The sequence below is a fragment of the Caballeronia sp. LZ008 genome, assembly GCF_031451435.1.
Classification (GTDB): domain Bacteria; phylum Pseudomonadota; class Gammaproteobacteria; order Burkholderiales; family Burkholderiaceae; genus Caballeronia; species Caballeronia zhejiangensis.
In genome coordinates this window covers 518814-538742 of record NZ_JARUXK010000001.1, presented here as the reverse complement: position 1 = coordinate 538742, position 19929 = coordinate 518814, and the positions used below count along the sequence as shown (strand labels likewise).

Sequence of the window (19929 nt, the reverse complement as noted above, 5' to 3'; positions counted from 1 at the left end):
GGCGCGTCGTCACAGCATTTCGAGCGGGCGCTTCGACTTCGGCGGCTTGAACTGTCGATCGATGTCCGCGAGCTCGTCGGCGGACAGGTGAAGATCGAGCGCCGCGCGATTCTCGCGAACGTGCGCGACATCCGACGCTTTCGGAATCGCGAATACCTGCGGCTGCTGCAGCACCCACGCGAGCGCCACCTGAAACGCCGACACGCCGCGCGCCGCCGCGATCTGTTCCAGCGCGCCGCCGCGCGGCAGACGCGCGTGATCGACGGGGCTGTACGCCATCGCGGGCATGCGGTGCTCACGCAGCCACGGCAACAGATCGAACTCCGCCCCGCGCCGCGCGACGTTGAAGAGAATCTGATCGGTCGCGCAGGCGTCGCCGCCATCGAGCGATAAGAGTTCTTTCATGTCGTCCGTGTCGAAGTTGCTCACGCCCCAGTGGCGAATCTTGCCGTCGTCCTTCAGTTTTTCGAAACCCGCGATCACGCCTTCGAGATCCTCGCCGCCGCGCCAGTGCAGCAAATACAGATCGATGCGATCGGTCTTCAGGCGTTTCAGGCTGCGCTCGCATGCGCTCTGCACGCCGCGCTCGCTGCCGTTATGCGGATACACCTTGCTGACGATGAAAAGCTCGTCGCGCCTGTCGCCGAGCGCTTCGGCGATGAGCTTCTCGCTTTCGCCTTCGCCGTACATCTCGGCGGTATCGACGAGCGTCATGCCGAGATCGACGCCCTCGCGCAAAGCGGCGATCTCGCTCTTGCGCGCGTTCGGGCGCTCGCCCATTTCCCAGGTGCCCTGGCCGAGTTTCGGAATCGCTTCGCCGGACGGAAGCGTGACGGTTGCCGCATTGGATTGAGCCATGAAGAAGTCTCCTTGCAGGTCCGCCGATTATGGCGCAAGGAGCACGCCCGCCGCTTCAGACGAGCCCGACCACCAAAGGTCCGAGCAAGGTCAGCAGCACGTTCGCCAACGCATACGTGATCGCGAACGGCACCGTCGGCGCGGCGCTTTCGGCTTTGTCGAGCACGCCGCCGAACGCCGGATTCGCACTGCGCGAACCGGTGAGCGCGCCCGCGAGCAGCGCCGCGTTGTCGTAACGCAGGACGTAGCGGCCGAAGAGCATCGTCAGCACGAGCGGAAACAGCGTGACGAACACGCCGAGCAGGAAGATCGTCAGCCCGCTCTGTTTCACCGTGACGACCGCCTGCAAGCCGGAATTCAGCCCGACCACCGCGACGAACGCCGCCAGTCCGAAATCCTTCAGCAATTGCGATGCGGCCGGCGGCATCACGCCGTACATCGGATGCTTGCCGCGCATCCAGCCGAACAGCAAACCGGTGAGCAGGCAGCCGCCGCCCGAGCCGAGCGTGAGCGGCACGCCGCCTGCATCGACGACGATCAGCCCGATCAGCAACCCGAGCACGATACCCACGCCCATGTAGATGAAATCGGTCTTGTCGGAATACGGCAGTTCGTAACCGGCGGCATCGACGGCGCGCTTCGTGTCCTGCGGCGCGCCGTAGAACGTGATGACATCGCCGTGATCGAGCGTCGTCTCGGGCAGCACCGGCAACGGATGCCCCGCACGCGTGATGCCGTGGATATACACGCCGTGCCGAATGTCGCGATCGACCGTCGCGCGCACGTCGGCGATGCTCACGTGGTTCATCCCGCGCTTCGTGAACACGCCCTGACGCTTCTGCATGACGACGCTGCTGCCATCGGCGTCCGCGATTTCCTCGCCGATGTGCGCCGTGGCGCCCGCCATCGCCTCGCGCCGCCCGACGACGAGCACGATATCGCCCGCTCGCAATACGAAGTCCGCGGCAGGCTCCAGCGCGCGCACGCCGCGCCGGATGCGCTCGACGGTGATCATGTCCCGGTCGTCGACTTCGACGTGCGCGACCGTGCGCCCCGCCGCGCCATCGTGCGTCACGCGATACGTGCGTCCGACGAGCGCGGGCAACGCCGAAATCTGCCCTGGTCCGGGACCGGACGCCCCGCCCGCGAGCGCCTTCTCCGCTTCGATCGACGCATCCCTGAGACTCTGCCCCATGAACTTCGGCAGGATGTTCACGCATACGATGATCGCGCCGAGCGAGCCGAACACGTACGTTACCGCGTACGCGACCGCGACGTCGGCCTGCAACGCCTTGGTCTGATCGGCGGGCAATCCGAGCCGCGCGATCGCATCGCCCGCCGTGCCGATAATCGCCGATTGCGTCAGCGCCCCGCCCGCGAGTCCGGCCGCTAGCCCCTTGTTGAGCCCGAACAGCTTCGCGCAGACGATCACGCTCGCGAGCGCCGTCACCGCGAGGAACAGCGCCATCGCGATTTCGCGCAGCGTGCGGCGGTTGATCGAGCTGAAAAACTGCGGGCCGGAGTCGTAGCCGACCGCGTAGATGAACACGGCGAACATCACCGATTTCACGCCGTTGTCGATCTGCACGCCCGCCTGGCTCACGATCACCGCCGCGATCAGCGAGCCGCCCACGCCGCCCAGTTGAAACTTGCCGAAGCTGATCTGGCCGATCAGATAACCCGCCGCGAGCGAAAGAAAGAGCGCCGATTCCGGCGCTTTCTGGAAGATGTCGTGGAGCCATTCCATACGGTCAGCCCAGTTTGCTCGCGAGCCCGACGATCACCGGGCCGAGCAGCGGCAACAGCACGTTCGAGAGCGCATACGTGATCGTGTAGCCGATCATCGGCGTCGCGTTGCCCGTCACGCCGACGAGCGCGCTGATCGCGGGCGTGCTGCATTGCTGACCGGCGATCGCGCCGAGCAGCATCGGCACGTCGAGCTTGAGCAGCCATCGTCCGATGAAGAGCGACGCGAGCGCCGGCACGAGCGTGATGACGATGCCCGCGACCGGCAGCGCGATGCCGTATTCGCGAACGAGCCGCAACGCGTCCGGGCCCGCCGACAGCCCGACCGCCGCGATGAACGTGCACAGGCCGAAGTCCTTCAATATCTGCGCCGCCGCCGAGGGCAGCGAGCCGATCAGCGGATAACGCGAGCGGATCCAGCCGAACAGCAGCCCCGCGAGCAGGCAGCCGCCGCCCGTCCCGAGCGTGAGATCGATGTCGCCGGCATGTACCCACAGCCGCCCGACCGCGATGCCGAGCAGCACGCCGAGCCCGAGGAACACGAAGTCGGTTTTCTGCGTCGCGCGGATGATGTAGCCGAGCCTGGCCGCGCCGCGCGCGACATCCTCCTTGTTGCCGATGAGCGTCAGCACGTCGCCGCGATGCACCTGCGTGCCGGCGAGCGCGGGAATCGTGCTGTCGAGACGCGTCACGGCCGCGACGAAGACGCCGTGGGCGTCGGCGGGCGCGGCGCGGGCGCGCACCTGGGCGAGCGTGAGGCCGTGCAGTTCGCGCCGCGTGAGCATCACATCCGTGCGTTCGACATAGACATCGGAGACGCCGTTGCCGAAAACTTCCTCGCCGATCGCGGGAATCGCCTCGACCAGCGCCTCGCGCCGCCCGCCGACCACGACGAGATCGCCCGCCTTCAGCATGACCGCCGCTTGCGGCTTGATGACCGAGCGGTCGCGCTGCACGCGCTGCACGCTGATGTTGTCGCGAAAGCGCTTCTCCAGGTCGCCGACGGTGAGGCCCGCGGCGGCCGTCACCCTTAGCTCGCGGCCCGCGAGCGGCGGCGTGGCGGGCGTCTGCCCGGTGCCGAGCGCGCCGTCGCCGCCCAGCTTGCGCCACACGCGCTCCGCTTCGTCGCGCAGATTCACGCGCAGGATGAGCGGCGCGAACTGGCTCGTGAACAGCACGATCGTGACGAGGCCGAACAGATAGCTCACGCTGTAAGCGGTGACGATGTTCGCCTGCAGCCGCGCGGTATCTGTCGTGGACAGGCCGAGCCGCCCGATGGCCTCCGACGCCGTGCCGATCACCGCGGATTCCGTCGCGCCGCCGGCAAGCAAGCCGGCCGCCGTTCCCGCGTCGAGTTTCAATATGACGGCGGCGCCGAGCACGAGCGCGACCACGACGACGATCTCGACGATCGACAACGCGCCGTAACGCCAGCCGCGCCCGATGTTCGCGAAGAACTGCGGGCCGCCGGTGAAACCCAGCGCGAAGATGAAGAGCGCGAATGCGATGTTCTTGAGATCGGGTGAAATGCGCGCGCCGCTTTGTCCAAGAATCAGCGCGACGACGAGTGTGCCGCAAACGCCGCCGAGCTGAATGGGGCCGAGCTTCACGGACCCGACGAGATAACCAATAGCGAGGCTCGAAAATAGGGCGATTTCAGGATGCGCCGCAAGCAGAGTCCAAATCATGACGTCAACCCGTGTTTTCGAATTTCGAACGTAATCGCGGCATCGATATATCCATCAATATCCGAAAAGAGAAACGGGTTTGCACCAAAAGTTTTTATCGGCATTTACCGGGCGATATATAAAATCTCTTTCGGCCTTGAGTGTTACTTCGATGCGTTCGCACGCGGAAAGCGCGCAAAAAATGCCGTTTTTTAAGCAAATTAACCATACAGTCCTAATCCGCGAAAGATTTACGAAATACATGCATTTCGTACATATCGCATTTCGAACAGCGCTAAATTAGTTTTCGAAACATGCGTCTTCGCTATTAACAGCGGCAATAACGATGCGGTAAATTTATCGCTCAATGGAAATTTGATATTGCAAATTTGGTTAGCCCTAAATATTATCGACTTAACGCGAGATTCAAGAACCGGACACAAAGTTGTCCTAGAACAACATGTCCGGCCCGTGTGGTAAAACCTGAGAGGGCTAAATGATGAATCAGATCCATGCAATGCGTGTGTTCGTGCGCGTGGCAGACACGGAGAGTTTTCGCCGCGCTGCTCAACAACTCGATGTCTCGAATGCGCTCGTGACTCGGGCAATCGCGATGCTCGAAGCGCATTTGCGAACACGTCTCATCAACCGCACTACCCGCAATCTGTCTCTCACGGAAGCGGGCACACGCCATCTCGAGGGCTGCCGCGCGTTGCTGGAGGAACTGGATCATCTGGAATCCACAGTCACGCACACCGAAGGCGAGCCGAGCGGCACTTTGCGCGTCGTTGCATCCAGCGCGCTTTCGCTGCTCACGCTGACGCCGCTCATCGACGGCTTCCGCAAGGTGTACCCGAAGGTCAACGTGCGGCTCACGCTCGCCGAGCGCCATGTCGATCTCGTCGAGGACGGCTATGACGTCGGCATCGTCACGGCGTTCATGGTGTCGAGCACCGCGCTCATCGAGCGGCCGGTCGGCACCAGCGCGCTCGTGACGGTCGCGACGCCCGCGTTCGTCGCCGAGCACGGCACGCCCGCCACGCCGACCGATCTGCAAACGTTGCCGTCCGTCGGGCTGCCGAACGAAATGCGCAGCCAGACCTGGCATTTCCGGCATCGTCACGGCGCCGCCGATCAGGTCACGCTCGCGCCGGTCTACACGGTCAACAACGCGCTGATGGTGCGTCTCGCCACGCTGAAAAGCATGGGCTTCTCGATTCTTCCCGAAGGCATCGTGCGGGCGGACATCGAAAGCGGCACGCTCGTCGGCCTGCTCGACGGCTATTCGATCGACGACCCCGACATGAAAGTGTCGATCGTATATCCGGGGCGGCAATATCTGCCCGCGAAGACGCGCTTTTTCATCGACTATGCGCTGGACTATCTCGGCCGGGAATTCACCGCGCAAGGCGGCACGCGTCCCGACGAAATCATCCGCCCGACCATGCCGGCGATGATGCCGATGCAGGCGTTGCGCAACGCGACCGCGACCGCCAACTGAAGCCATAGCAAGCACAAGGGCCAGCACGGCGTTTTACCGCCGTCTGACCCAATCTCCCGATCGCACCGCACAACTAAGCTTCGTCCAGCGCCGAATCGGGCGGCGCTCAACCCTCCCCGTACTCCGCATTCGACGCATCCGGCGCCGCGCACATCTCGCGCAGCAAGGACGCCTCGCGCTCGTGCACTTCAACCGGCATCAACAAGGCGCCGGCATAGGCCATGTAGCGCGCGCGATGCTGGCCGTTGCGAAACGCCACGACACCTTCCCGATGCACGCCCAGCAACCCGAGCAGCCCGGGCGAGCGGCGCACGCTGATCGTCACGTAGGGCATTTCGGGCACGCGCGGATTGTCCGGATCGAGAAACTCGCGGATGCCGCGCACCTTGCCCGCGTGCCAGTCGTCGACGGCCTTGAGCACGTAGTCGGTGTCGTCGCGATCGGCGCACGCGAGGAGCTTCCTCACGTCGACGAGCACGACCTGATGACGCGAGCCATGGTCGGTGAACACCCGCTTCAGCCGCACGAAGTCGTACTGCGGATGGCTCTGCAATCTGACGATCCAGACCGCTTCTGCGGCGGTCGGCGCAACCATCGTGTCCATGTTCGGCATAGGAGGAAGACTGCGGCGCGCGCGCCCCGTGCGCGCGTGTTTCGCTGACAAGCAGCCTGAACGACCGCCGCTGAACAGGCGCTCGGGCTAAACAAACTTTTACACCCTAGACGCAATTCGTGAAAGCGCCATGACGGGCACGGCATGTGCTTTTGTTGCCAGAATCGAACACATGGACATAGCCTGCGAGATCGCTTGTCATGTGACTTTCATTCACGGCACCGATCAACGACTCGTGGACACTTCTTCCGATCTCATCGTCGCGCGGCCCGAGGGTCTTTTCTGTGTGCCGGGCAACTTCCATATCGACCCGTGGCGGCCTGTCGAACGTGCCGTCATCACGCACGCGCATGCCGATCACGCGCGCTTCGGGCACACGCATTACCTGGCGGCCGAGCCGGGCGTCGGCGTGTTGCTGTCGCGGCTGCCGGGCATCGATGTTCAAGCGCTCGCTTACGGAGAAGCAATCGTCGTGAACGGTGTGCGCGTGTCGCTGCATCCTGCCGGGCACGTGCTCGGATCGGCGCAGGTGCGCGTTGAACACAAGGGCCGCGTGTGGGTCGCGTCCGGCGATTACAAGGTCGAGCCCGATCCGACCTGCGCGCCGTTCGAGCCGGTGCGCTGCGATACGTTCATCACCGAATCAACGTTCGGGCTGCCGATCTATCGATGGGACAGCTCGCGCGATGTCTTCGACGGCATCGACTCATGGTGGCGGCATAACGCGGCGCAAGGCCGCGCGTCGGTGCTGTTCTGCTATTCGTTCGGCAAGGCGCAGCGCGTGCTCGCGGGCGTCGATGCCGCCATCGGTCCGATCTTCTGTCACGGCGCGGTCGAGCCGCTCAATCGCGCGTATCGCGAATCGGGCGTCGCGTTGCCGCCGACGCGCCTCGTCAGCGAGATCGCCGCGAAAGACAAGGCCGCGTTCAAGGGCGCGCTGATCGTCGCGCCGCCGTCCGCGCAAGGCAGCACCTGGATGCGCCGCTTCGGCGAATACAGCGATGCCTTCGCGTCCGGCTGGATGCGTCTGCGCGGCACGCGGCGCCGCAAGGGCGTCGATCGCGGCTTCGTGCTCTCGGATCACGCGGACTGGCCCGGCCTGCAGCTCGCCATCGGTGCGAGCGGCGCCGAGCGCGTGATCGTCACGCACGGACAGATCGAGCCGATGGTGCGCTGGCTCAACGGGCAAGGCCTCGATGCGGGCGCGTTCACGACCGAATACGGCGACGACGCCATCGAAGCCGATATGGCGCAAACATCATGAAGCGCTTCGCGACGCTCTACGCCGCGCTCGACGCGACGACATCGACGAACGAAAAGCTCGAAGCGCTGATCGCGTATTTCTCGGGCGCGCAAGCCGAAGACGCCGCGTGGGCGTCGTACTTTCTCGCAGGCGGCAAGCCGCGCCAGTCGGTGCCGACGCGCCTGCTCACCGAGTTCGCCCGCGAACGCGCGGGCTTGCCGGAGTGGCTCTTCGAAGAGTCGTATCAGGCGGTCGGCGATCTCGCTGAAACCATCGCGCACGTTTTGCCGCCGGCGTCGGGAGAATCGTCGCTCGGACTCGCGCAATGGATCGAGGAACGCATCCTCACGCTGCGCGGCGCGGATCCGTCCGAATTGCGCGAGCGGCTTCTGAGTTACTGGGACGAACTCAACTGGAGCGAGCGTTTCCTGCTGACGAAGCTGATCGGCGGCGGCTTTCGCGTCGGCGTCGCGCGGCAGCTCGTCGTGCGCGCGCTCGCGCAGGTCGCGGGCGTCGATCATAAGCGCATCGCGCAACGGATGGTCGGCTGGACCGATTCGCGGGAGAAGCCGAGCGCCGCGCGCTATCTTCGGCTGATCGCACCGGCAGCAGAAGGCGATGACGTCGACACGCCGCACGAAAGCGATATCGGCCTGCCGTATCCGTTCTTTCTCGCGCATCCGCTGCAGGCCGATCCGGCGACGCTCGGCTCGCCCGACGACTGGATCGTCGAATGGAAATGGGACGGCATACGCGCGCAGCTCGTGAAGCGCGCGGGCCGCGTATGGATCTGGTCGCGCGGCGAGGATCTCGTCACGGAGCGCTTTCCGGAGCTCGCGTCGCTCGGCGAAGCGTTGCCCGACGGCACCGTGATCGACGGCGAAATCCTCGCGTGGGAACCGGGCGCGGACGCGCCCTTGCCCTTCGCGCGACTGCAGCCGCGCATCACGCGCAAGTCGCTCACGAAGAAAGTGCTGGCCGATTCCCCCGCCGCGCTGCTTGCCTACGATCTGCTCGAAATCGATGGCCGCGATCTGCGCATGGAGCCGCTGCACACGCGGCGCGCGCAACTCGACGCGCTCGCGTCGTCGCTTGCGGTGAATGTCTTGCGCGTGTCGCCGGTCGTGACGGCATCCGACTGGACTGCACTGGCGAAATTGCGCGACGAAAGCCGTGCGCGCGGCGTCGAAGGATTCATGCTGAAGGAACGCGCGTCGATGTACGGCGTCGGGCGCACGAAGGCGTCGGGAACGTGGTGGAAGTGGAAGATCGATCCGTATTCGATCGACGCCGTGCTGCTCTATGCGCAGCGCGGTCACGGCCGGCGCGCGAGCCTGTACACGGATTTCACCTTCGCCGTCTGGGACGAAGCCGACGGCATGCGCACGCTCGTGCCCTTCGCAAAAGCGTATTCAGGACTGACCGACGAAGAAATGCGCCAGGTCGATGCGATCGTGCGCAAGACGACCATCGAGAAATTCGGGCCGGTGAGAAGCGTCACGCCGACGCTCGTCTTCGAGATCGGCTTCGAAGGCATACAGGCGAGCCCGCGTCACAAATCGGGCATCGCCGTGCGCTTTCCGCGCATGCTGCGCTGGCGCACCGATAAAAAAATCGAAGACGCCGATACGCTCGACATCCTCAAGGGCTTTCTGAACGAGGCCACGGCATGAGCGAGTCCGAATCGGCCGGCGAGCGCAGGCACCGCGCGCCGCGACCTCGACGCGTGCCGCGCACGCGTGCGGCGCAGGCAAAACTCGATGCCGCCGCCGAATCCTTCACGCCCGCGCCTTTCGCGTACGACGCGAACGAAGCTGCAAAGCCAATCGACGAACGCATCGCGCGCTGGTTCGACGAGCGCGGCTGGCAGCCGTTCGAATTTCAGCGCGAAGCGTGGCGTGAGATCGAGCGTGGCGCGAGCGGCCTGCTGCACGCGACGACGGGCGCGGGCAAAACGTGGGCCGTGTGGCTCGGGGCGCTCGCGGCTTTCGCGCGGTCATCGAAAGCCGATAAAAATCCCGCGCCGCTCACCGTCCTCTGGATCACGCCAATGCGCGCGCTCGCCGCCGACAGCGCCCGCGCGCTGCAAAGCGCCGTCACTGCGCTGAACGTGCCGTGGACGGTCGGGCTGCGCACCGGCGACACGTCATCGACGGAACGCGCGCGTCAGAGTCGCCGGATGCCGTCCGCGCTCGTCACGACGCCCGAAAGCCTCACGCTGATGCTCACGCGCGCCAACGCGCAAGAAGAACTTAAGCATCTGCGCATGATCGTCGTCGATGAATGGCACGAACTGCTCGGCAACAAGCGCGGCACGCAGACGCAACTGGCGATCGCGCGGCTCGCGCGCTGGCGTCCCGATCTGCAGATCTGGGGCTTGTCCGCGACGCTCGGCAATCTCGCGCTCGCGCACGATGCGTTGCTGCATCCGGTGAAGACGCCGCGCGTCGTGGTGCGTGGCGCGCAGCCGAAAACGCTCGTCGTCGATACGCTGATTCCCGAAACCATCGAGCGCTTCCCGTGGGGCGGCCATCTCGGCGTGCGGCAAGTCGGTCCCGTCGCCGACGAAATCGAGCGCGCGCAAAGCTCGCTCGTCTTCACCAACACGCGTTCGCAATCGGAAATCTGGTATCGCGCGCTGCTCGAATTGCGGCCCGACTGGGCCGGCTTGCTCGCGCTGCATCACGGATCGCTCGACAAGGAAGTGCGCGACTGGGTCGAACTCGGCTTGAAGAACGGGCAACTGAAGGCGGTCGTGTGCACGTCGAGTCTCGATCTGGGCGTCGATTTTCTGCCGGTCGATCGCGTGTTTCAGATCGGCTCGCCCAAAGGCGTCGCGCGTCTGATGCAGCGCGCGGGACGCTCGGGGCACGCGCCGGGGCGCGTATCGCGCGTGACGATCGTGCCGACGCATGCGCTCGAACTCGTCGAAGCGGCCGCGGCGCGCTGGGCGATCGAAGAGCGGCGCATCGAAGGACGCGACATGCCGTTGAAGCCGCTCGACGTGCTCGTCCAGCATCTCGTGACGGTGGCGATCGGCGGCGGCTTCACGCCCGCCGACATGCTCGACGAAGTGAAGAGCGCGTATGCGTATCGCGATCTGACGCAGCGGGAATTCGACTGGGCGCTCGCTTTCGTCGAGCGCGGCGGCGCATCGCTCGCGGCGTATCCGGACTTTCATCGCGTAGTGAAGGACGATGACGGCGTGTATCGCGTGCCGCGCGAAGACCTCGTGCGCAGGCATCGCAACAACGTCGGGACGATAGTTGCAAACGCAACCATCAACGTCGCCTATATGACGGGCGGGCGCATCGGCGCGATGGAGGAGTCGTTCATCTCGCGCTTGAAGCCCGGCGATGTCTTCACCTTCGGCGGACGCGCGCTCGAACTCGTGCGCGTGCGCGACATGACCGCGTATGTGAAACGCGCGACTTCATCGCGCGGGGCGATGCCGCAATGGGCGGGCAGCAAGATGCCGCTGTCGTCCGAACTGGCCGATGCCGCGCTCGTGATGCTCGCGCGCGCCAACGACGGCATCTACGACGAGCCGGAAATGCGCGCCGTCAAACCGCTGCTCGATTTGCAGGCGAAGTGGTCCGCGCTGCCGGGGCCGGGCGTGCTCGTCGTCGAACGCGTGCGCTCGCGCGAAGGTCATCACTTCTTTTGCTATCCGTTTGCTGGGCGCATGGCGCATATCGGCCTGGGATCGCTGATCGGATGGCGCGTCGCACGCGATCAGCCGAGCACGTTTTCGATTTCGATGAACGATTACGGCTTCGAACTGCTGTCGGCAAAACCGTTCGACTGGGAGACGCTCATCGCGGAAGGGCTTTTTTCCCCGGAGAATCTGGAGCACGACATTCTCGCGAGCCTCAACGCATCCGAATTGTCGGCGCGGCGTTTTCGCGAAATCGCGCGCGTGTCGGGGCTGATTTATCAGGGGCATCCGGGACAGCAGAAAAGCGCGAGGCAATTGCAGGCGTCGAGCGGATTGTTCTACGAAGTCTTTCGCAAGCACGACAGCAGCAATCTGCTGCTTGCGCAGGCCGATCAGGAAGTGATGCTGCAGGAACTCGAACTCGGCCGCATCCGCGCGGCGCTCGAACGCATGAGCGCGAGCCGCCTCGCGCTGCATGCGCCGAAGAAGCCCACGCCGTTCGCGTTTCCGCTGATCGTCGCGCGCTTGCGGGAAAAGGTGAGCACGGAGAAGCTCTCGGATCGCGTCGAGCGCATGCTCGCGGATCTGGAGAAGGCGGCGAAGACATAAATGGAAGCTTTGACCATCGATGTGAATGGCCACGCGCTCGTCCTATCCGCCGATCGCGCGGCGTTCGATCCGCACGCCCGAAGCCTTTTCATCGCCGATGCGCACTTCGGCAAGGACGCCGTGTTCCGCGCGCGCGGCATTCCGGTGCCCGTCGGCACGACCGGCGAGAGCCTCGCGCGGCTCGATGCGCTCGTCGCGGCGCATCGGCCGGAATCGATCGTCTTTCTCGGCGACTTGCTGCACGCGCGCGAATCCCACGCCGACGAGACGCTCGACGCCCTCGCCGCGTGGCGCGCGAAGCATCGCGAACTCGCGCTCGTGCTCGTCGAAGGCAATCACGACAGGCACGCGGGCGCGCTGCCCGCGCTGTACGGCGTCGATGTCGTGAAGGAACCGCACGCGCTCGGACCGTGGGCGCTTTGCCATCATCCGCAGACGGTCGATGGCGCTTACGCGCTCGCGGGACACGAGCATCCGGTGTACCGGCTCGCGACGCGCGTCGACAGCGCGCGTCTGCCGTGCTTCCGCTTCGGCCCTCGCGCGGGCGTGCTGCCGGCGTTCGGCGCGTTCACGGGCGGCTTCGAAGTCAACGGCGGCGTGCGCGGCGAAGCGCTCTACGTGATCGCGGGCGAGCGCGTGTTCCCGCTCAGTGATAGACGTTCGTCGACGATTGCAGCTTCGTGAGCTTGCCGCGCTGCAAGCGGTACCAGCCGAGATTCGACTGCATCACCACCTCCTCGCCTTGCCAGAACACGCGCTTGACCGTCATGCGCTGGCCGGCGCGCTGCACGAGCGGCGGATGGCGGCGGAAATCGTAGAGGATCGGGCCCGAACCGGTCTGCACGAGCATGCGCGTGACGGTGTCGCTCGTGCCGGAAGTTTCATCGAAATGGACGACGCGCTTCGCGTCGAAGCGATCGAATACCTCTTTGTCGATGACCGCGGCCATGCCGGATTCATCGCGGAGAAAGTGCAGCGTTCCCGCCTGCGTTGCGATGGGCCCGGCGGCGTCGCTCCGGGCGAACGCAAGCGTAGCGATGAACAGCGTGCCGGCGGCTGCCGCGTGAATACAGAATTTTGTCAGTGACATCTTTCGTTCAAAAAGTTGCTGCGTTTTACCAACACTGCGACCAACACTGCGCGGCGCCCCCGACGCGCAAGGAATGCGAGGCCGCGAGCGTGTTACCGGAAACATCTGACGCATGGCGGCGCAGCGTTTGCAAGAGTCGTGCGCCGCTGCCGCGTCAGAAAGAATATCCGTTCGGGCCGGAGCATGGATCGGCCGATCGGAATAAGGGTTTATACCAGCGTCGAAAATGACGTTTCGGTACAATTCGAGCCTTCAACTCCGCCTCGGCGCCTGCATCGCTCAATCCGACGATGCGCCCAGACGTGACATCTCCTTCTCTTCCGCCATGCCTCTGCCTCTTTTCGCTCTCGCCATTGCCGCGTTCGGCATCGGCACGACGGAATTCGTCATCATGGGCCTGTTGCCCAACGTCGCGCGCGATCTCGCGGTGACGATTCCGGCGGCGGGCATGCTCGTGTCCGGCTATGCGCTCGGCGTGACGGTCGGCGCGCCGATTCTCGCCGTCGTCACCGCGAAGATGCCGCGCAAGAAGGCGCTGATGAGCCTGATCGGCGTGTTCATCGTCGGCAATCTGCTGTGCGCGCTCGCGCCGAACTACTGGGTGCTGATGGGCGCGCGCATCGTCACCGCGTTCTGTCACGGCGCGTTCTTCGGCATCGGCTCGGTGGTCGCGGCCGATCTCGTCGCGCCGAACCGCCGCGCGCAGGCCATCGCGCTGATGTTCACCGGCCTCACGCTCGCCAACGTGCTCGGCGTGCCGCTCGGCACCGCGCTCGGCCAAGCGGCCGGCTGGCGCTCGACGTTCTGGGTCGTCACGCTGATCGGCGTCGCGGCGGCGGGCGCGCTGCATGTGTGCCTGCCGAAGCACATCGAGATGCCGGAAACCAGCATCCTGCGCGAATTCGACGTGCTCAAGAACCCGCAAGTGCTGATGGTGCTCGGCATCAGCGTGCTCGCGTCGGCCAGTCTTTTCTCGGTGTTCACGTATATCACGCCGATTCTCGAAGACGTGACGGGCCTTTCGCCGCACGCGGTCACGTATGTGCTGCTGCTGTTCGGTCTCGGCCTGACGGTCGGCAGCACGCTCGGCGGCAAGCTCGCGGACTGGAAGCTGCTGCGTTCGCTGCTGTCCTTCCTGCTCGCGATCGTCGCCGTTCTGACGATCTTCGCCGGCACGATGCATCAGCCGGTCGCCGCGATGATCACGATCTTCTTCTGGGGCGTGCTCGCCTTCGCGATCGTGCCGCCGCTGCAAATGCTGATCGTGAACCGCGCGAGCGATGCGCCGAATCTCGCATCGACGTTGAACCAGGGCGCGTTCAATCTCGGCAACGCGACGGGCGCGTGGCTCGGCGGCTGCGTGATCGGCGCGGGCGCACCGCTCACGTCGCTGCCGTGGGTCGGCGTACTGATGGCGGTGAGCGCGTTCGGCCTGACGCTGCTCTCGGCGACGCTCGACAAGCGCGCGCGCCGTCTTTCGATCGGACAACCCGCCTGAGTTGCTTCGGGCGGTACGTTGCATGAAAGGCATTCTCTCGCGCGATTTTCTCGCGCTGATTCTGAGCGTCGCGGTTGTCGGCCTGGGGCTCGGCGCGACGCTGCCGCTGACGTCGCTCGCGCTGACGCAATCGGGTTATGGCACGGACATCGTCGGCTGGATGACGGCGACGCAGGCGCTCGGCGGGCTCATGGTCGCGCCGGTGGCGAGCCGCTTCGCGGGGCATTTCGGGGCGCGCGAGACGATCGTCGGCACGGTGATCGTCGCGGCGTTCTCGACTATCGCGATGCAGTTCACCGTGAACCTGTGGCTGTGGGCCGTGCTGCGTTTTCTGTGCGGCGCGGCGCTGATGCTGCTTTTCACGATCGGCGAAGCATGGGTCACGCAACTCGCCGACGACTCCACGCGCGGCCGCGTCGTCGCGATCTACGCGACCAACTTCACGCTCTTCCAGATGACGGGCCCGGTGCTCGTCAGCGTGATCGGCGGCTTGCCGTCGATGCGCTTTGCCATCTGCGGGGCGATCTTTCTGCTGGCGTTGCCCGCGCTCGCATCGATACGCGGCGCGCCGCACGCGCTGGCATCGGAAGAAGGCGAGCACGGCGACTGGCGCAGCGTGTTGCCGCGCATGCCCGCGCTCGTGATCGGCACGGGCTTTTTCGCGCTCTTCGACACGCTCGCGCTCTCGCTGATGCCGCTTTTCGCGATGTCGCACGGCGTCGGCGAGGATATCGGCGTGCTGTTCGCATCGGCGATCCTGCTCGGCGATACGACGATGCAGTTCCCGATCGGCTGGCTCGCCGACCGCATCGGGCGCGCGAAGGTGCATGCGGGCGCGGGCGTGGTCGTCGCGCTGCTGCTGCCGCTTTTGCCTTGGGCGATCGCGTATCCGTGGATCTGCTGGCCGCTGCTCTTCGTGACCGGCGCGGCGGCGGGCAGCGTGTACACACTGTCGCTCGTCGCGTGCGGCGAACGCTTTCGCGGACCGTCGCTGGTCTCGGCGACGGCGATTGTCGGGGCTTCGTGGAGCGTCGCGAGTTTCGGCGGACCGATCGTCGCGGGCACGCTGATGCAGCGCGTCGGCGCCGATGCGCTCATCGGCGTGCTGACGGCGGCCGCGTGCGCGTTTCTCGCTGCGGCGTGGTGGGAGCGGCGCGGTTAGGAGTTCGAGCGTGTCGTTCGGCGCGAGGTCGGCGGTATACTTTTCCGGCCTTCAATTCCGCTACGAGGCATCAAGGAAACGTATGAGCGCTTTACCTCCCTGTCCGCAATGCCAGTCGGCATTCACCTATGAAGATGCGGGCATGTACATCTGTCCCGAATGCGCGCACGAATGGTCCGCGCAGACAGATACCGCATCGGAGCCCGCCGCGAAGGTCTATCGCGATTCCGCGGGCAACGTTCTTCACGATGGCGACACCGTCACCGTCATCAAGGATCTGAAGCTCAAGGGCGGCGGTGGCGTCGTCAAGATGGGCACCAAGGTCAAGAACATCCGGCTCGTCGACGCCGATCACGACATCGACTGCAAAATCGAGGGCTTCGGCGCGATGAGCCTCAAGACCGAGTTCGTCAGGAAAGCCTGACCCGCAACGACCGGCCGCGGTGTTTCACCCGCGCGCCGGCAAAATCCGCCCCGCGCATTCGCCGAAGCCCACGCGATATCCCTCGCCCTGGCACCATCCGCGCAGGGTGATTTCATCGCCGTCCTGTAGAAACGCGCGCTCGCCGCCCTCTTCCAGCTTCACGGGCCGCTGGCCGTTCCAGGTGCTTTCGAGCAGGCTGCCGCACGAATCCGGCGTCGGCCCGCTTATCGTGCCCGATCCCATCAGATCGCCGACGCGCGTATTGCATCCGCCAACCGTGTGATGCGCGAGCTGCTGCGCCATCGACCAGTACATCAGCTTGAAGTTGGTGCGTGAAATGGTCGTCGGCGTGTGCGCGCCTTCCGGACGCAGCGTGACTTCCAGTTCGATATCGAACGCGTGATCGCCTTCGTGACGCAGATACGCGAGCGGCTGCGGATCCTGCGCGGGCGTCGCGGTGCGAAACGGTTCGAGCGCATCGAGCGTGACGATCCACGGCGAGATCGTCGTCGCGAAGCCCTTCGAGTTGAACGGGCCGAGCGGCACGTACTCCCATTGCTGGATATCGCGCGCGCTCCAGTCGTTGAGCAGCACCATGCCGAAGATATGCGCCTCCGCATCCTCACACGCGATCGGCTCGCCAAGCGCATTGCCGCGCCCGATGATGAAGCCCGTCTCCAGTTCGATATCGAGCTTGCGGCACGCGCTGAAGATCGGGCGCTCTTCGTTCGGCAGCTTGATCTGACCGTTCGGGCGGCGCACGGGCGTGCCGCTCACGACCACCGACGACGCGCGCCCGTTATAGCCGACCGGCAATTCCGACCAGTTCGGCAGAAGCGCGTTCTTCGGATCGCGGAACATCGAGCCGACGTTCGTCGCGTGCTCCTTCGACGAATAAAAATCCGTGTAGCCAGGAATCTCGACCGGCAGATGCATCGTCGCATCGGAGCGCGGCACGAGCGCGCGGCGGCGCAAGGCTTCGTCGTCGCGCAACGTCGCATTGCCGTGCGCGAGCAACGCGGACAGCGCGATACGCACGCCTCGCCACGTCTCGCGTCCGAGCGCGATGAAGTCGTTCAGGCGCGATGCGTGGAACGTGCCGCGCGCATCGATCAGACGCGCGTCTTCGAGCACGGCGAGATCGGCGATCCAGTCGCCTATCGCGACGCCCGCGCGCGGCTGCGCGTTCACCGCGTCGCTGAATATGCCGAACGGCAGGTTCTGAATCGGGAAGTCGCTCGCGGGATCGTTCGCGGATTCGATCCAGCTCTTCAAAGTGGGCGCGAGTGTGGCCTTCAGCGCGTCGATCATCGTTGCTCCGGGTTGAAGTGTTTCGTGAGACCTTGCCAGCACTCGTAATAATTCGCCTGCAACTGCGCGGTTTCGAGCGCGAACTGAGTCGGCTTGATGAGCGTGCGCGTCTCGAACATGAAGGCCATCGTGGCGTCGACTTTCGCGGGCTTCGACGTATCGCTCTTCGATGCCTTCTCGAACGTTTCCGCATCCGGCCCGTGCCCCGACATGCAGTTGTGCAGGCTCGCGCCGCCGGGCACGAAGCCTTCGGCCTTCGCGTCGTAGACGCCGTGCACGAGTCCCATGAACTCGCTCGCGACATTGCGATGAAACCACGGCGGCCGGAACGTATCTTCCGCGGCGAGCCAGCGCGGCGGGAAGATCACGAAGTCGATGGAATCGACGCCCGGCGTGTCGCTCGGCGATTGAAGCACGAGAAAGATCGACGGATCCGGATGGTCGTAGCTGATCGAGCCGATGGTGTTGAAGTGGCGCAGATCGTACTTGTACGGCGCGTAATTGCCGTGCCACGCGACGACATCGAGCGGCGAATGACCGATGTCCGCGCGCCAAAGCACGCCGTTCATCTTCGTGACGAGTTCGAACCTGCCTTCGCGGTCTTCATACGCGGCGTTCGGCGTGAGGAAGTCGCGCGGATTCGCCAGCCCGTTCGAGCCGATCGGACCGAGATCGGGCAATTGCAGCAGCGCGCCGAAGTTTTCGCAGATGTAGCCGCGCGCTTCGCCATCGGGCAGCGTCACCGAAAAGCGCACGCCGCGCGGAATCACCGCGATTTCGTGCGGCTCGATATCGAGCTTGCCGAGTTCCGTGAAGATCGCGAGACGTCCCTGCTGCGGCACGATCAGCAATTCGCCGTCGGCGTTGTAGAAGAAGCGGTCCTGCATCGAGCGGTTCGCGGCGTAGAGATGGATCGCGCAACCGGACATCGATTCCGCGGCGCCGTTGCCGGCCATCGTCACCCAGCCGTCGATGAAATCGGTCGGCGCGGCGGGCATCGGCAGCGGATCCCAGCGCAACTGGTTCGGCGGCGTCGGCGGAACATCGGCGAAATTGGCCACGAGTTTGGCGCGCAGCATGTCGGCGGGAATGCGCGTGAACGGCTTGTGCACGGCCGCCGGACGTATCCGATAGAGCCACGAACGGCGATTGTGCGCGCGCGGCGCGGTGAACGCGGTGCCCGAAAGCTGCTCGGCGTACAGGCCGTAAGCGGCGCGTTGCGGCGCGTTGCGGCCGATCGGCAACGCGCCCGGCAGCGCCTCCGTGGCGAAGTCGTTGGCGAAACCCGATTGATAGTGCTGGTTCGCGTCCGTGTGCGTCTCGAACGTTGGCATGGTCGGAATCCTCGACGAAAAGTGCGACGGTTCAGGCGACGGCGCCGTGCGCGGCATGTCGTCGCTGCAATTTACGGATGGTAAAACCAATTACGATTAGTGAAATTCATCGTATACCCTTAATCGACGGGCCTCGCCGCGCATATCAATATGTGAATTTGGTGCTGGACGCGGCGTTGCGCGCTGATACCATCGACCATTCGAATGAAAATTGCCCGGTACGGCACGCCTCACGAACTCGACGCTCCATCCATGATCGCCCCGTCCTTGCCTGAACTCGTCGCCCGCGCCGCGGAACATCCGTTTCTCGGCGCGCATGTCGTGCTTGGCGAGAACGAGCACGCCGGTCAGGCGATCGCGCATTACCGCGATCTGTGCATTTCGAGCGCCTACGAGCCGATCTTCGATGTCGGCACGCACAGCTTTCCGCAGACTTTGAGCGCATCGCCGGAGAGCGCGGAGCGTTTCGGCGACGAACTCGGCGTGCAGGCGTTGACGCTCATTCAGGGCGATGCGCCGCGCGATCCGTTCGGACAACTGGAAGACGATCGCGAGCTGGTCGTGCTGGACCGGCTGTCGCGCGCGCTGCATGCGTTCAATTTCTTCGGGCCGCATCGGCCGGGGCTTTTGTTTCTGCGCGTGCATGAGCGGCTATTGAAGAGCGTGAAGTATGACCACGGACTGCACTTCTCTTCCGTCCTGATGGAGTTCGGGATGAACCCGTCGCGGGTGGTGATCGAATTGCCTGCGGCGGCGGTCGCGCACAAGACGTTTCTTGGGTATCTCACGAAGAGCTATCAGCATTACGGATTCAAGGTCGCGGGGAATCTGCCGAATGCCGGGCAGATCATGGCAGTGTCGGATATGGCGCGGCTCGATTTCATCAAGATGGATGCGGCGCAGGCTTTACGGGATTCGGTGGTGAAGCATCTCGTGGCGTATGCACATCGGTTGAGGATTCCGCTCATCTTTTCGAATGTCTGCGATGAGGCGCAATTCAATGCGCTTCAGCAGTTCGATGTGCATTTCGTGCAAGGACCGGTGTTTGATGCGCATCCGAGTTTGCATGCGCGGTGACGTGTTTTTTTCGGGGTCTTGGTTGTCGTTGGATCCCGTTTTCGTGTCGGTCTATTAGCACTGCCCCTGTGCGGGGCGGCACTCACTTTCTTTGCTGCTGCAAAGAAAGTAAGCAAAGAAAGCAGCTTCCGATACGCC

16 protein-coding genes are annotated in these 19929 nt (G+C 64.7%); 9 read left to right on the top strand and 7 right to left on the bottom strand.

All coding sequences use genetic code 11. The annotated features are described in order from the left end of the window. Positions 1-9 precede the first annotated feature (9 nt). From QCE49_RS02530 to aspT (QCE49_RS02520), 3 genes are read right to left on the bottom strand one after another with little or no spacing between them, the layout of a single operon-like run. Positions 10-858 (bottom strand): aldo/keto reductase, encoded by an 849-nt coding sequence (locus tag QCE49_RS02530; protein ID WP_250458203.1) that lies wholly within the window; start codon positions 856-858, stop codon positions 10-12. Between the two features lie 55 nt (positions 859-913). Beyond that, on the bottom strand, positions 914-2605 hold the full coding sequence (aspT, locus tag QCE49_RS02525; RefSeq protein ID WP_250458202.1) for an aspartate-alanine antiporter: 1692 nt from the start codon (positions 2603-2605) through the stop codon (positions 914-916). Between the two features lie 4 nt (positions 2606-2609). Continuing rightward, the gene (gene aspT / locus QCE49_RS02520) at positions 2610-4292 is read right to left on the bottom strand and encodes an aspartate-alanine antiporter (protein ID WP_250458201.1); all 1683 of its coding nucleotides are present in this window, start codon (positions 4290-4292) and stop codon (positions 2610-2612) included. 475 nt (positions 4293-4767) lie between these two features. Between aspT (QCE49_RS02520) and QCE49_RS02515 the strand changes: the two genes are divergently transcribed. Then, positions 4768-5772, top strand: a complete 1005-nt coding sequence (locus tag QCE49_RS02515; protein WP_250458200.1) for a LysR family transcriptional regulator — start codon at positions 4768-4770, stop codon at positions 5770-5772. A gap of 106 nt (positions 5773-5878) precedes the next feature. On the opposite strand, the gene QCE49_RS02510 is transcribed toward QCE49_RS02515, so the two are convergent. Continuing rightward, positions 5879-6385 carry a plasmid fertility inhibition factor family protein gene (locus QCE49_RS02510; protein WP_008351228.1) on the bottom strand — a complete coding sequence of 169 codons (507 nt, stop codon included), beginning with the start codon at positions 6383-6385 and terminating at the stop codon, positions 5879-5881. 235 nt (positions 6386-6620) lie between these two features. Between QCE49_RS02510 and QCE49_RS02505 the strand changes: the two genes are divergently transcribed. The 4 genes from QCE49_RS02505 to pdeM are packed head-to-tail and all read left to right on the top strand — an operon-like array spanning position 6621 to position 12579. After that, a complete protein-coding gene (locus QCE49_RS02505; protein WP_250458199.1) occupies positions 6621-7649 on the top strand; it encodes a ligase-associated DNA damage response exonuclease in 1029 nt (342 codons plus the stop codon). Further along, positions 7646-9301: an ATP-dependent DNA ligase gene (locus tag QCE49_RS02500; protein ID WP_309805679.1), complete on the top strand. Its 1656-nt coding sequence runs from the start codon at positions 7646-7648 to the stop codon at positions 9299-9301. The genes QCE49_RS02505 and QCE49_RS02500 overlap by 4 nt, the downstream gene beginning before the upstream one ends. Then, positions 9298-11895 carry a ligase-associated DNA damage response DEXH box helicase gene (locus QCE49_RS02495; protein ID WP_250458197.1) on the top strand — a complete coding sequence of 866 codons (2598 nt, stop codon included), beginning with the start codon at positions 9298-9300 and terminating at the stop codon, positions 11893-11895. Before QCE49_RS02500 ends, QCE49_RS02495 begins: the two co-directional genes overlap by 4 nt. Continuing rightward, positions 11896-12579: a ligase-associated DNA damage response endonuclease PdeM gene (gene pdeM / locus QCE49_RS02490; protein WP_250458196.1), complete on the top strand. Its 684-nt coding sequence runs from the start codon at positions 11896-11898 to the stop codon at positions 12577-12579. Here the strand turns inward: pdeM and QCE49_RS02485 are convergent. Continuing rightward, a complete protein-coding gene (locus tag QCE49_RS02485; RefSeq protein WP_250458228.1) occupies positions 12542-12985 on the bottom strand; it encodes a hypothetical protein in 444 nt (147 codons plus the stop codon). The two genes, pdeM and QCE49_RS02485, sit on opposite strands and share 38 nt — an antisense overlap. Positions 12986-13310: 325 nt before the next feature. Between QCE49_RS02485 and QCE49_RS02480 the strand changes: the two genes are divergently transcribed. The 3 genes from QCE49_RS02480 (at position 13311) to QCE49_RS02470 (ending at position 16069) form a co-directional block, all read left to right on the top strand. After that, positions 13311-14483, top strand: a complete 1173-nt coding sequence (locus QCE49_RS02480; protein WP_033537120.1) for an MFS transporter — start codon at positions 13311-13313, stop codon at positions 14481-14483. Between the two features lie 22 nt (positions 14484-14505). After that, positions 14506-15645, top strand: coding sequence for an MFS transporter (locus QCE49_RS02475; RefSeq protein ID WP_175982825.1), 1140 nt, complete (start codon positions 14506-14508; stop codon positions 15643-15645). 82 nt (positions 15646-15727) lie between these two features. Beyond that, positions 15728-16069 (top strand): zinc ribbon domain-containing protein YjdM, encoded by a 342-nt coding sequence (locus QCE49_RS02470; protein ID WP_008351239.1) that lies wholly within the window; start codon positions 15728-15730, stop codon positions 16067-16069. A 24-nt stretch (positions 16070-16093) separates the two neighbouring features. Here QCE49_RS02470 and fahA read toward each other — a convergent pair whose 3' ends face one another. Both fahA and hmgA read right to left on the bottom strand, forming a co-directional pair. Then, positions 16094-17380, bottom strand: coding sequence for a fumarylacetoacetase (fahA, locus tag QCE49_RS02465; RefSeq protein ID WP_175982827.1), 1287 nt, complete (start codon positions 17378-17380; stop codon positions 16094-16096). After that, positions 17377-18714 carry a homogentisate 1,2-dioxygenase gene (gene hmgA, locus QCE49_RS02460; RefSeq protein WP_250458195.1) on the bottom strand — a complete coding sequence of 446 codons (1338 nt, stop codon included), beginning with the start codon at positions 18712-18714 and terminating at the stop codon, positions 17377-17379. The genes fahA and hmgA overlap by 4 nt, the downstream gene beginning before the upstream one ends. 252 nt (positions 18715-18966) lie before the next feature. On the opposite strand from hmgA, the gene QCE49_RS02455 reads away from it, so the two are divergent. Then, positions 18967-19791, top strand: coding sequence for an EAL domain-containing protein (locus tag QCE49_RS02455; protein ID WP_008351242.1), 825 nt, complete (start codon positions 18967-18969; stop codon positions 19789-19791). Positions 19792-19929: the final 138 nt, after the last annotated feature.

Bases quoted from the DNA above. Each gene is read 5' to 3' on its own strand.
- pdeM (WP_250458196.1), top strand. From the start codon at position 11,896: ATGGAAGCTTTGACCATCGATGTGAATGGCCACGCGCTCGTCCTATCC.
- QCE49_RS02480 (WP_033537120.1), top strand. From the start codon at position 13,311: ATGCCTCTGCCTCTTTTCGCTCTCGCCATTGCCGCGTTCGGCATCGGC.
- fahA (WP_175982827.1), bottom strand. From the start codon at position 17,380: ATGATCGACGCGCTGAAGGCCACACTCGCGCCCACTTTGAAGAGCTGG.
- hmgA (WP_250458195.1), bottom strand. From the start codon at position 18,714: ATGCCAACGTTCGAGACGCACACGGACGCGAACCAGCACTATCAATCG.
- QCE49_RS02475 (WP_175982825.1), top strand. From the start codon at position 14,506: ATGAAAGGCATTCTCTCGCGCGATTTTCTCGCGCTGATTCTGAGCGTC.
- QCE49_RS02515 (WP_250458200.1), top strand. From the start codon at position 4,768: ATGATGAATCAGATCCATGCAATGCGTGTGTTCGTGCGCGTGGCAGAC.
- QCE49_RS02470 (WP_008351239.1), top strand. From the start codon at position 15,728: ATGAGCGCTTTACCTCCCTGTCCGCAATGCCAGTCGGCATTCACCTAT.
- QCE49_RS02455 (WP_008351242.1), top strand. From the start codon at position 18,967: ATGATCGCCCCGTCCTTGCCTGAACTCGTCGCCCGCGCCGCGGAACAT.
- QCE49_RS02485 (WP_250458228.1), bottom strand. From the start codon at position 12,985: ATGTCACTGACAAAATTCTGTATTCACGCGGCAGCCGCCGGCACGCTG.
- aspT (WP_250458202.1), bottom strand. From the start codon at position 2,605: ATGGAATGGCTCCACGACATCTTCCAGAAAGCGCCGGAATCGGCGCTC.
- QCE49_RS02530 (WP_250458203.1), bottom strand. From the start codon at position 858: ATGGCTCAATCCAATGCGGCAACCGTCACGCTTCCGTCCGGCGAAGCG.
- QCE49_RS02510 (WP_008351228.1), bottom strand. From the start codon at position 6,385: ATGCCGAACATGGACACGATGGTTGCGCCGACCGCCGCAGAAGCGGTC.
- aspT (WP_250458201.1), bottom strand. From the start codon at position 4,292: ATGATTTGGACTCTGCTTGCGGCGCATCCTGAAATCGCCCTATTTTCG.
- QCE49_RS02500 (WP_309805679.1), top strand. From the start codon at position 7,646: ATGAAGCGCTTCGCGACGCTCTACGCCGCGCTCGACGCGACGACATCG.
- QCE49_RS02495 (WP_250458197.1), top strand. From the start codon at position 9,298: ATGAGCGAGTCCGAATCGGCCGGCGAGCGCAGGCACCGCGCGCCGCGA.